This is a genomic window from Leeuwenhoekiella sp. A2 (genome assembly GCF_047946655.1).
Taxonomy (GTDB): domain Bacteria; phylum Bacteroidota; class Bacteroidia; order Flavobacteriales; family Flavobacteriaceae; genus Leeuwenhoekiella.
Map to the genome: position 1 here is coordinate 4,012,342 of NZ_CP172311.1, position 12,547 is coordinate 4,024,888.

At 37.2% G+C, this 12,547-nt stretch carries 6 protein-coding genes and 1 pseudogene; 2 read left to right on the plus strand and 5 right to left on the minus strand.

All coding sequences use genetic code 11. From position 1 onward, the window contains the following. Window positions 1–7: 7 nt before the first annotated feature. Window positions 8–2,332, plus strand: a pseudogene (locus tag ACH3PA_RS17630) (GH92 family glycosyl hydrolase); the annotation flags it as partial. 58 nt (window positions 2,333–2,390) lie between these two features. Beyond that, window positions 2,391–4,703 carry a GH92 family glycosyl hydrolase gene (locus tag ACH3PA_RS17635; RefSeq protein ID WP_416442472.1) on the plus strand — a complete coding sequence of 771 codons (2,313 nt, stop codon included), beginning with the start codon at window positions 2,391–2,393 and terminating at the stop codon, window positions 4,701–4,703. A gap of 12 nt (window positions 4,704–4,715) precedes the next feature. Here the strand turns inward: ACH3PA_RS17635 and ACH3PA_RS17640 are convergent, their stop codons facing one another. The 5 genes from ACH3PA_RS17640 to ACH3PA_RS17660 all read right to left on the minus strand — a co-directional run bounded on the left by ACH3PA_RS17640 (window position 4,716) and on the right by ACH3PA_RS17660 (window position 12,515). Then, window positions 4,716–5,852: an ROK family protein gene (locus ACH3PA_RS17640; protein WP_416442474.1), complete on the minus strand. Its 1,137-nt coding sequence runs from the start codon at window positions 5,850–5,852 to the stop codon at window positions 4,716–4,718. A gap of 138 nt (window positions 5,853–5,990) precedes the next feature. After that, complete coding sequence (locus ACH3PA_RS17645; protein WP_416442476.1) at window positions 5,991–7,937, minus strand: glycoside hydrolase family 97 protein; 1,947 nt, start codon at window positions 7,935–7,937, stop codon at window positions 5,991–5,993. Window positions 7,938–7,964: 27 nt separating this feature from the next. Continuing rightward, window positions 7,965–8,777, minus strand: a complete 813-nt coding sequence (locus tag ACH3PA_RS17650) for an alpha/beta hydrolase (protein WP_416442478.1) — start codon at window positions 8,775–8,777, stop codon at window positions 7,965–7,967. An 8-nt stretch (window positions 8,778–8,785) separates the two neighbouring features. After that, window positions 8,786–10,918 (minus strand): GH92 family glycosyl hydrolase, encoded by a 2,133-nt coding sequence (locus tag ACH3PA_RS17655; RefSeq protein ID WP_416442480.1) that lies wholly within the window; start codon window positions 10,916–10,918, stop codon window positions 8,786–8,788. Between the two features lie 166 nt (window positions 10,919–11,084). Next, on the minus strand, window positions 11,085–12,515 hold the full coding sequence (locus tag ACH3PA_RS17660; RefSeq protein WP_416442482.1) for a glycoside hydrolase family 125 protein: 1,431 nt from the start codon (window positions 12,513–12,515) through the stop codon (window positions 11,085–11,087). Between the last annotated feature and the right edge of the window lie 32 nt (window positions 12,516–12,547).

A 12,547-nucleotide genomic window follows, 5' to 3' on the forward strand; every position in this document is an offset into this window, starting at 1 on the left:
TACATTCCTTAGAAATTTACAACCGAAATACCTTTTTATGAAAAAACTACTGTTTGGCTTTTGTATCTGCCTCGTTTTACAAAGTGCGCAGGCACAAACTGAGATTTTACAAACTGTAAAAAATCCCGTTGACTATGTTGATCCCTTAATAGGTTCAGACAGTGATCCCAGCCTTTCTACAGGTAACACCTACCCGGCTATCGCCCTACCGTGGGGCATGAACTTCTGGACACCCCAAACTGGTGAGATGGGTAATGGCTGGGCATATACATATAATGCACGCAAAATACGTGGCTTTAAACAAACACATCAACCCTCTCCCTGGATGAATGATTATGGCCAGTTCTCTATTATGCCAGTGACGGGAAAATTACGTTTTAAAGAAGAGGAACGTCAAAGTTGGTTTTCGCACAAAGCAGAGATCGTAAAGCCTAATTATTATAGTGTCTATCTGGCTGATCATAATGTGACCACAGAACTTACACCTACAGAAAGAGCAGCTCGATTTAGATTTACATTTCCTGAGACAGACAGTTCTTACGTCGTTATTGACGCCTTTGATCGTGGGTCTTCTGTACAAATTATTCCGCAGGAGCGAAAAGTAATAGGCTACACTACAAGAAATAGTGGCGGTGTACCTGAAAACTTCAAAAACTACTTTGTTATCGTTTTTGATAAAGATTTTGAGATCACAAAAACATATAAGGATTCTGTGCTTACAGATGCGTTGTCAAGTACTGCAAATCATGCCGGTGCTGTAATAGGTTTTAAAACCAAAGAAGGAGAGCAGGTAAACGCAAAAGTTGCATCTTCTTTCATAAGCTACGAGCAGGCAGAATTAAATTTAAAAGAAATAGGTAATGATGATTTTGAAGCTGTACGCGAAAAAGGACGTGAGATCTGGAATGATAATTTAGAGCGTATTGAGGTAGAAGGTGGTACACCTGCACAATTCAAGACTTTTTATAGTGCGCTTTACCGCTCATTACTGTTTCCACGAAAGTTTTATGAGTTTGACGCTTCAGGTAAAATTGTGCATTACAGTCCTTACAATGGCGAAGTTCGACCCGGATATATGTTTACAGACACCGGTTTCTGGGACACATTTAGAGCATTATTTCCTTTCTTAAATCTTATGTATCCAGAGCTTAATGCTCATATGCAGGAAGGTCTTTCTAATGCTTATGACGAGAGCGGCTGGTTACCTGAGTGGGCCAGCCCAGGTCTGCGTAATGTTATGGTAGGTAATAACTCTGCGTCTGTTGTTGCAGATGGTTACTTAAAAAGTGGTGAAGTCTACAAGTATGATATTGAAAATCTATATGAAGCTTTAATTCATGGTGCTAATAACGCAGGCCCAATGACAGCTGTAGGTCGTGCGGGTGCAGATTATTATAAGAAACTAGGTTACGTACCTTATGATGTGGATATTAATGAAAACGCGGCGCGTACATTAGAGTATGCTTATGATGATTTTGCAATTTATCAATTGGCAAAAGCGCTGGATAAACCCAAAAAAGACATCAAATTGTATAAAAATAGGGCGATGAATTATAAAAATCTTTTTGACCCGGAGACAAAATTAATGCGTGGTAAAAACGAAAATGGTGAATTTATGGCTCCTTTCAATCCTTTTAAATGGGGTGATGCTTTTACAGAAGGGAACAGCTGGCACTACAGCTGGTCAGTTTTTCATGATATGCAGGGGCTTATTGACTTAATGGGTGGTAAAGATGAGTTTGTATCTCAACTCGATAAAGTATTTTCTCTTCCTCCTGTTTTTGATAATAGCTATTATGGTGGTACTATTCACGAGATTAGAGAAATGCAGATTGCAGATATGGGGCAGTATGCACATGGTAATCAACCTATACAGCATATGATCTATCTTTATGATTATGCGGGCCAACCCTGGAAAACTCAATACTGGGTGCGTGAGACTATGAACAGAATGTATCTGCCTACTCCAGACGGCTACTGTGGCGACGAGGATAATGGGCAAACTTCTGCGTGGTATGTATTTTCTGCGATGGGCTTTTATCCTGTTGCACCAGCTACAGATCAATATGTTCTGGGAGCACCATTATTTAAAAAAATGACCCTACATCTTGAGAATGGAAAGAAAGTAACCATTAATGCTCCTGAAAATAGTGATGCAAACAGGTATATTGAAGACATGAAAGTAGATGGCAATGAATATTCAAAAAACTGGCTTAGTCACAAAGCTTTAATGAAAGGTATGACCATAGACTATAAAATGAGTGACACACCTAATAAAAAACGTGGTACAGAAGATTCAGATTTTCCTTATTCTCTGTCAACCGAAAAATAATTTTAAGCTTCTTTAATTTTTTTGAATGATAAATAATTATAGCAGAATTAAACCGAATATGGGAAATAAATTCTCCGTTTTTACCCTATTTTTTGCCGTTTTTGGTATAGTTTCAGCAGGTTTTTCTCAAGAATCTGATCTGGCAAAATATGTTGATCCTATGATAGGAACAGCAAAAATGGGTCATACATACCCCGGTGCTACAGTTCCTTTCGGCAGTGTGCAATTAAGTCCTGATACTGATACTATTCCGTATGGTGTAAATGGTCACTATAATCCCGATGTTTATAAATATTGCGCGGGTTATCAATATGCAGATTCTACGATTGTAGGTTTTAGCCATACACATTTTAGCGGGACCGGTCATTCAGATTTGGGAGATCTTCTTGTGATGCCTACTGTGGGTAAACTTCAGCTTAATCCCGGTACTGCAACAGATCCTGATAGCGGTTACCGTTCACGTTTTTCGCATTCTGAAGAAGATGCAGAAGCCGGTTATTACAGCGTAAATCTAAAAGATTATAATATTAAAGCGGAATTGACCGCTACTACACGCGTGGGAATGCATCAATATACGTTCCCAAAAAGTGAAGAAGCGCATATAATTTTAGACCTTAAAGCTGGTATTTATAATTACGATGAAAAAAATGTCTGGACTATTGTAAGAGTAGAAAATGATACTCTAATTACCGGATATCGCCAGACAAGTGGATGGGCGCGTACGCGAAAGGTTTATTTCGCCATGAGCTTTAGCAAGCCTTTTAAAAGCTATGGACAGGAAAAGCAGAAAGCACAGGTTTATCGAGGTTTCTGGGGACGATTTGATCAAACTAAAAATTTCCCAGAAATGGCCGGTGAAGATCTTCGTCTCTATTTTGACTTTGACACCAAAGAGAACGAAGCTATAAAAGTAAAAATGGCTTTATCTCCTGTAAGTACAGAGGGTGCTGTTAATAATATGAAAGCAGAGATTCCGGGTTGGGATTTTGAAAAAGTTAAAGCCGAAGCTCGTGCACAGTGGAACAAAGAACTTCATAAAGTAACGGTAGAAACACTGGAAGAAAGTGATAAAACTAACTTTTATACTGCTATGTACCACGCCTTTTTAGGCCCCACCGTCTATATGGATGTTGATGGTAAATACATGGGTCTCGATCGCAATGTTCACCAGGCAGATGGTTTTACTAATTACACGAGTTTTTCTCTTTGGGATACATATCGCGCTTTGCACCCACTATTTAATATTTTGCAGCCAGACCGCAATCAGGACATGATTCAATCTATGCTTGCACATCAGAAACAAAGTGTGCATCACATGTTGCCAGTGTGGTCGCATTATGGTAATGAAAACTGGTGTATGATAGGTTATCATAGTGTTTCAGTTATTGCTGATGCGATTGTAAAAGGTAATGCAGATTTTGATGAGAATGAAGCACTTGATGCTTGTGTACAAACCGCACGAACTCGATATTTTGATGGTATAGGCGATTATATTGATGACGGCTATGTTCCCGAAGATAAAAGCGGGGCATCAGTTTCAAAAACTTTAGAATACGCCTATGACGACTGGGCAATCGCACAAGCAGCCAAAAAATTAGGACGTAGTGATGTTTATGACGTATTCATAAAACGTTCGGCTAATTATAAAAATGTCTATGACGCTAAAACCGGATTTATGAGACCAAAACTAGCAGACGGGACTTTTAAACAGGATTTTGACGCTTTAAATACACATGGGCAAGGTTTCATTGAAGGAAATAGCTGGAATTATAGTTTATATGTGCCCCAAGATCCTAAAGGTCTAATAGATTTAATGGGCGGCAAAGAGCGTTTTACGACACATCTTGATTCATTGTTCACAATGGAATTGCCCGATAAATATTTTGAAAATACTGAAGATATTTCACGTGAAGGCATCATTGGCAATTATGTTCACGGTAATGAGCCTTCTCACCATGTAGCTTATCTGTATGACTGGACAGACAAACCCTACAAAGCTCAGGATAAAATTAGAATGATCCTGAAAGAAAAATATAAGACTGGTGATGATGGTTTGAGTGGTAACGATGATTTTGGTCAAATGAGCGCCTGGTATTTATTCAGTAGTCTTGGTTTTTATCCTGTAGCACCGGGATCTGTAGATTATGCACTGGGAAGCCCTGCAGTTAAAGAAGCGACCTTACATCTGGAAGGTAGTAAAACTTTTATGGTAGTGGCAAAAAATCAATCTGATAAAAATGTGTATGTAAAAAAGGTAGAATTGAATGGCAAAATACTTCAAAAGCCTTTTATTTCGCATGCAGACGTGATGAATGGTGGCAAGCTCACTTTTTATATGAGCAGCAAGCCAAATAAAAATCTATATAAATAAAAACACGAAACTCTATTTAACAGAAGTAGAGGCGTATTGATTGGTTTTATTATCAAGATAATCAAGTGCTAAGGCGTAGGCGCCCAACCATATTGCCTCACTCGTACCCAAATGAGTTACGCCTATAGCAATACGTTTTTCCCTATTATAAAGTGCCTTTTTTGAACTAAAAGGCACTTTTACGTAGTTTTCATCATCTTTTACGAAGGCACTAAAAGATTCAGGATTGTCTAAGTCAAAAATTTCAGGAATTATACGGCTGTATTTATTCCCTTCAATATCATAAATCACACTTTTTAGGTGTTCTACAGCTTTAGGTATAATAAACTCTGCAGCTCCCGAAATACCACCTCCTATAACAATAGGACCGTCAATAAGCGTAATAGCATTTGCAAGAGCTTCCCCCAGAACGACTGCCATGTGTTCAAATGCACAAATAGCTGCCTTGCTATCGCCTTCTTTTATTCCTTTTGCAATTTCATAGATGTCTTTAGGAGTTGTAGCAGTATAATCTCGAGATTCTTCTGCATAAACTCTTAAGATCGCTCGTATGCTTATACTTTCTTCGGCAATAACATCATTCTTTAAAAAATTTCGCGTAAGCCATAATTCACCAGCTGCAGAATTATCACCCTGGCATATTTGATTATTAACCACTAGACCGGCACCAAATCCCGTGCCCAAGGTTATACCTAAAAGATTTTTATATACCCTTTCGACCCCGTGTTCTTTTAAAGCTTTATTAATGCGTGGTAAAAATCCGGCAACAGCCTCGCCATAGGCAAATAGATCGCCATCATTATTAATAAGTGTAGGTATTTCAAAAATTTCTTCTAACATAGGTCCTAACGCTATTCCATCTTTAAATGACGGAAAATTAGGTAAGTCTCCTATTATACCATTACTGTAATCTGCGGGACCGGGAAAGGCAAAACTTATGGCTACCGGAATTTCAGGTTGTAGAGATTCTTTAACTTTTTGAAAACCTTCTATTATTGTCTTTAAACATTTTTCTAAATTTTCAGAATAAGATGGTAATATTATAGGTGAGATAATTTCTTTACCCAATTGCAACGCAGAAAAAACTAAGTTAGTCCCTCCTGCATCCAGAGTCATTACAATTCTATTATCTTCGTAGACATTCTTCATAAGTGTAATACTATCTCGCTAGATTGTTTGATTTGGTGTTAGCTAAAAAAAACTGCAAACTTAGTAACCACCTATCTTTTGAGCGTTTTTTTTATCTCTTATTTACATTAGATTTATTTATACTTCTACAACAAAAAACTATTGCGCAATAGTAATTATTGCTGCAAACCCACCATTTTTGACCATAGTTATTTTATATTCCTGATTGGCTTCAATGGTTTCCACCGTTTTCTTATAGTCCATTGCTTGTGTACCTGCATTCACGCCGTCTTTAAAAGAAGTCATAGTAAAGGATTCATTTTCATCTAAAAAATCCATCTTAATGGTAAATTCTCTTTGGCCCTTGCTGTTTGCCATACCACCTATAAACCATTTATTCCCTTTGCGTTTTGCGACTAAAACATATTCTCCTATTTTCGCTTTAAGCACTCTTGTTTCCTCCCACGTTGTAGGAACACTTGTTATAAAATCTGTGCATTCTCTTTCGCGATAATAGTTGGTAGGATTGTCTGCAAGCATCTGTAGACCACTTTCAAAAACCACAAACAATGCCATCTGGAAAGCTCGTGTGCCTACTCCTGCAGAATTGGGACGCTCGCTGTAATAGTGTTCTGGCTGCATATTTATCATAGCGCCCGGAGTAAAATCCATAGGTCCTACTGCATTTCGCATAAATGGCAGGTAGATGCTGTTATCTGGGACGGCTCTACCCATTTGTTCAAGACCTAAAACACCTTCATAAGACAACACATTAGGATAGACAGATGAAAGTCCTGAAGGTTTAAATGCTCCATGAAAATCAACAAAAAGTTGATTTTTTGCAGCTTCCTTAGCAACACGCTCATAGAAATTAACCATCCATTGATCACTACGATCCATAAAATCAATTTTTACACCTGCAATACCCCATTCACTGAAAGTTTTAAAAAGATCGAAGTTATGTTCTACCGTGAGCCATGTAAGCCAAAGAACAATTTTTACATTTTTTGCTTTAGCATAATTAATAAGTTCAAAAAGATCTATATCAGGATTTGGGGTATATGGATCTGTAGTAGATTGTGCCCAACCTTCATCCATTATGATGTAAGGAATATTAAATTCTGAAGCGAAATCTATAAAGTATTTATAAGTCTCTTCATTAAAACCTGCGACAAAGTCTACATGATACGGAGAAGCACCGTTCCACCACTCCCAACTTACCTGACCGGGCTTAATCCATGATGTGTTTTTTAGAGCATTAGGAGAAGCTAATTTTTGAGTAAGTGTATTTTTTAAAATTTCACTATCATCCTGTGTTATTAGAAAGTAGCGCCAGGGAAATTCACGTGATCCTTCGGTTTTGGCAATATAATTTGCCCTTTCAATAATTTTCATACTGCGATCTCCTTCATCTTCAAACTCAACAGGATTAAAAGGAAATACACCGGTTAATTGATTAGGCTGTTCTACATTTAAGAACATTCCCGGATAATCTTTTAAATCAGATTCAGCTATAAGGATTTTATAGTTTTCATTTTCCAATAAAACAGGCAGCGTTGAGTTATCAAGCCCATTTGTAAAATCTGTTGTGGGGACGTGAGAATATGGATTTTCATAAGAAGTTTTAAAGGAATCCGTCTGCTGAAGGTGCGCTATATATTTTTCGGGTAAATTAATAACAATATCTTCTTTTTCAACCTCTATTTCGTTTTTTAAATGGGTAATAAAGCGATAGGCCACTCCCTCGTTATACACCCTGAACTCTACATCATAACCACCTTTAAAATTAATTTTCAATAAGTTATACTGATTATTTATGCTGCTGTATTTTAAAGGCACAACCGGTGAAAAATCCTCATTTACCGCAGTAATTTTATAATTCTTAAGTTTTGGATTTTCCCCTAAAACCTGCTCTTTAAGATGCAATCCCAAGGTATTTTTATTAAAAATCGCCTGATTATTTAAAGTTACAGAATACTCAATTCTGCCATCCAGACTTACGGTTACATTTAGTTGACCATTAGGAGATGACACATTTAAGTCCTGGCCAAAAGAAGAGGTGAACATGCATAAAAAACATGCTAAACTGGTAAATAATTGTTTCATGAGTATTTTTGTTAATCTCTACTAGATTTAAAGACTAGTTTTTTCTTTTACAAAATTTAGTAATAACGGAAATGCAGGATGTGTCATATTATGACCATAGCCCTGCATCTCATACTGTGTAATATCTTTTTGACCAGATACCTTCATCATTCTGTAGAAATAAGCATTCTCTTCATAGCGCCCCAGCATTTCCAGCTCACGGTCTCCTGTAATTAATAAAGTAGGTGGCGCATCACTTCTTACATAATATAAAGGGGCCCATTCATCTACTACAGGTTGCTCTCCGGGTATGCCACGTTCTGCCCTAATAGTAAAGTGAGTAATCGTATGACCACTAAAAGGAACGAGGCCTGCTACAGAATTTGCATCAATATTGTATTGCCTCAAACGATCTTTATCCATTACGGTCATTAATGCTAAATAACCGCCTGCGCTGTGACCAGAAATAAATATTTCTGATGAATCACCATTATATTTATCTATGTTATTAAAAACCCATGCGACAGCAGCTGTGGCGTCATCAATACATGTTGCCGCTTTCACCTTAGGAGAAAGCCTATACCCTACCCCAACTATGCAATAGCCTTTATCTTTTAAATCTTGAGGAATTTCCTTTTTACCACCTGTAAGACCGCCACCGTGAAACCAAACAATAACCGGTACATTTTCTTTATTTTCAGGGTAATAGATATCAAGAAGACATTGTTTTTTTTGATAATCAGTTTGATTATTAGTGCTTTCAGAATAGTACAATATGTCTTTAACCTCTTTATAATTTTTCTGGCTAAAAGCAACAGTTGTCCCTAAAAGAAAAAACAGAAGAAGTATTGATTTTTTCATAATCATCTTTAGTTGGTTTTGATCTTAAGTTGACCACCGTCGTTTAATTGCTCCTGATTTATAAAATATCCGTCTAACTTTTTACCGTTAAATATTATATTTTTTAGGTTTCTGGAGTGATCATCCTGATTTATATGGAGGCTTTTTTTATCTGATAATTTCCAATTAACATCTTTAAAAATGGGTATTGAAACAAGATATTTATTATCTGCGGGTGACAAAGGATATAGTCCCGAAGCGGCAAAAACATACCATGCAGACATTTCACCGGCATCGTCCATTCCAGATAGTGCCAGACCGTCTTTTCCCACTCCGTAATAATGAGATAGAATTGTATCTATAATTTTTTGTGATTTTTCGGGCTTATCTATAAAATAGTAAGCGAAGGGCGCTTCATGATCTGGCTGATTGCCCTGGCAGTATTGCCCTATAAAACCAGATACATTGCGAGCAATATGATTGGGATTCCACGGAAGTGTAAAAAGAGAGTCCAGTTTTTCTTCAAATTGTTTTTTGCTCTCATACAAGTCTACTAATCCCGGCATATCATGAGGTACATAAAAAGATACTTGCCATGCATTTGCCTCACGATACATATACTCATAATAAGGATACTGAGGATCAAAAGGCATTATCCAGTCCCCATTGTCAAGTCTGCCGCGCATAAAATGTGTTTTAGGATCAAAAACATTTTTATAGTTTTTTGAACGCTGCATTAAATCTTTAGCATGCTTCTCATCTCCCATTTGTGTAGCGAGTAATGATAAACTATAATCATCATGAGCAAATTCTAATGTTTTAGAAACTCCTGCTTTGGCTTTCGTTTCAGTATTGGGATTTTTAACATCAGGATCAGAAATGAAGCCTTTGGCTATATATTCTGAAATAAATGGTCGCGTGCCGCCTTCTTTATACGCATTATTTAACAGCAGGTCGTATGCTTTTTTTACATCAAAATTTTTGATTCCCTTGCCATAAGCGCCCGCAATGAATGAAGCAGCGTGGTCACCGTGAAAAAATGTAGGCATAAAGCCGGAAATTTCACCACGATCAATAAGCGATTGGATAATATCTCCTGTTACATCTGGAGAAAGTAAACTAAGTAAAACTAATTTATTGCGATAAGTATCCCAGAGTGACGGGATTGTGTAAAACCTAAAACCTTTATTTTGCTTGTTACCAGCATCATCTGTGAAATCGCCGTTATAATCGCTACGCAAAGCCGGCCACTGTAATGACCGATATAAAGAAGAGTAGAAAAGTTCGTTTTGCTTTTGGGTCCCACCACTTACCTCAATTTTTGAAAGTACTTTTTCCCAAGTATTAATGCCTTGGTTATGAATAGTCTCAAAATCTTTAATGCCAACTTCTTTTTCTAAATTTTCTGCTGCGTTTACAGTGCTCACAAATGAAAGTCCTATTTTGAGAATAACCGGTTTATCTTTCGCTTTAAGCGTTATCAAGGCATAGCCTTCTTTTTTATCTGTATTTACACGATTAATATCCTGTATATCCTCAGAGACGGTAGCAAAAAAATAAATTCTCTCTCTACCCATTTGTTGAAAACCTTCCAGTTGACGCTCGCTCGTCTGGTTGATCTCCCAATGTGATACCCCGTTATTTGCCCTGCCCAGATCAAAAAGGATGCGGTGATCGTTCTTATTACCAAATGTATATTCATGAATTCCCGCCCTTAAGGTAGATGTTACGCGTACCTTAACATTATAATCACTAAGCTCTACCTCATAATATGCCGGTGAAGCGTTTTCTGATGTTTTACTGAATGCTGATTTATATGGAAAATTGGCCTTGCCGGAAACTGGTAACACCGGAATGTTGCATAGATTCCAATGCCCTTTATTCGTATGGGTAAAACCTATAATCTCATTATCTTCATACTCATAACCAGCGCCGCTACCGTACTGTGTAATAGGGCTAAGCTGAACCATGGCATTAGGTAAGGTTGAACCAGGATAAGTTAATCCTGCCCAAACTCGCCAATTTTCAGGAGGTGTATAACCTATGAAATCGGGATCTGTAAGTGGTGCTGTTCCTAAAAACGGATTTACAAAGCGGGTAAGATTTGTTTCATATTTAGTTTTACCATCCTTCTCCTGAGCTATACCAGTATATAATGGCACTATTGTAAGTATAAGTAGCCAAAATAGACAGGTTTTGTTAAATCGATTTAGCATTTTGGTTATATCAGTTTATTATGAGTTCATTTTGGTTGAAAAACCTCCCTTTACAGGCCAATTATCGGCGGAAAATGGCAAATATCGGCCTGTAAATAATAGTTTTTATTGTTTAGGATAAAACTTCAGGATGCTCTTGATAGGTCTTCCATAGTAATTCACCAAATAGCGTATTAGCCCATGCAAACCAAGATCTTGAAAAATCTTTAGGATCATTTTTATTAAAAGATTCATGCATAAATCCTGTGCCGCCGTGTGTATCTTTAAGCATATTGATACACTCTTTTATTTCATCTTTATCTGTACTTGTGAGTCCACGCATAGTTATAGCCATAGGCCAGATCATATCCATCCCAACGTGTGGACCACCTATACCTTCGGCAGCAGTTCCCTTAAAGAAAAATGGATTATCAAGTGACCATACAAATTTTCTGGTATTTTGATAAATAGGATCATTAACATCAATGGCATCCAGATAAGGTAATGACAATAAACTAGGTACGTTTGCATCATCCATTAGGAGATGGTTGCCATATCCATCAATTTCAAATGCATAAATTTTACCATATTTTTTATGGTCTACAATGGCATACTCCTGTATAGCTTGCTTTACCTCATCACGTAAGGCTCTCAATTCTTTCGCGGTAGCGGTATCTTTAGCAAGAGTTTCCATCATTTCTGCTGCCTGATCAAGACTTACAACGGCAAAGAAGTTTGAAGGAATTAAAAAAGAGAAAACGGTTGAATCGTCGCTAGGGCGAAAGGCGCTGCAGATAAGACCTACCGGCTTTACAGGATATCCATAGCCTTTTAATGTGCGGGTATCTGTACCATGTGGCGTTTCTCTTTGAAAGGAATAAGGTCCCTTACCCTCCTTTTGTTGCTGATCTTTAAATACTTTTAATATACTTTTGATTGCATTCTGCCAGTTTTGATCAAAAGGAGATTCATCACCTGTTGTTTTCCAGTAATTATAGGCTAATCTAATAGGGTAACATAAAGAGTCTATTTCATATTTACGCTCATGAACGCCAGCTTTCATATCTGTTAAGTCTGATGTCCATTCCCCTTTTTTATTAGGATCATCATAGAAAGCATTAGCATAGGGATCCTTGAGTATATAACTCGTCTGTCTATTAATAACACCTGCTATAAGGTGCTTTAAATCCTTATCCTTATCAGCAAATTGCATATATGGCCATACCTGAGCAGAACTATCTCTTAACCACATAGCATCAATATCTCCTGTTATAACGTAAGTATCTGGTCTTCCACTCTTCGTTGTATAAGTTACAGTGGTATCTAATGTATTAGGAAAACAATTATTGAAAAGCCAATCTAGCTCTTCATCCTTTACATTTTTTTGAAACTCTTTAATTGCATTTTCAACGGCATGACTTTCAAAATTGCGTTGTCCCTTTGCTACACGAACAATAGGAAATGTTTTAAAATTATTATAGGGTTCTGCTGCAAGATGAAATGGATCTATCATTGTTAAGCCGCCTATCATTGCTGTATTTTGTATAAATTTTCTTCTTTGCATTTCTGTTCTATCTTTAAAATTATAATTGACTA

Excerpts from the sequence above, each read along its gene's own strand:
- ACH3PA_RS17635 (WP_416442472.1), top strand. The coding sequence starts at position 2,391 with ATGGGAAATAAATTCTCCGTTTTTACCCTATTTTTTGCCGTTTTTGGT.
- ACH3PA_RS17640 (WP_416442474.1), bottom strand. The coding sequence starts at position 5,852 with ATGAAGAATGTCTACGAAGATAATAGAATTGTAATGACTCTGGATGCA.
- ACH3PA_RS17645 (WP_416442476.1), bottom strand. The coding sequence starts at position 7,937 with ATGAAACAATTATTTACCAGTTTAGCATGTTTTTTATGCATGTTCACC.
- ACH3PA_RS17650 (WP_416442478.1), bottom strand. The coding sequence starts at position 8,777 with ATGAAAAAATCAATACTTCTTCTGTTTTTTCTTTTAGGGACAACTGTT.
- ACH3PA_RS17660 (WP_416442482.1), bottom strand. The coding sequence starts at position 12,515 with ATGCAAAGAAGAAAATTTATACAAAATACAGCAATGATAGGCGGCTTA.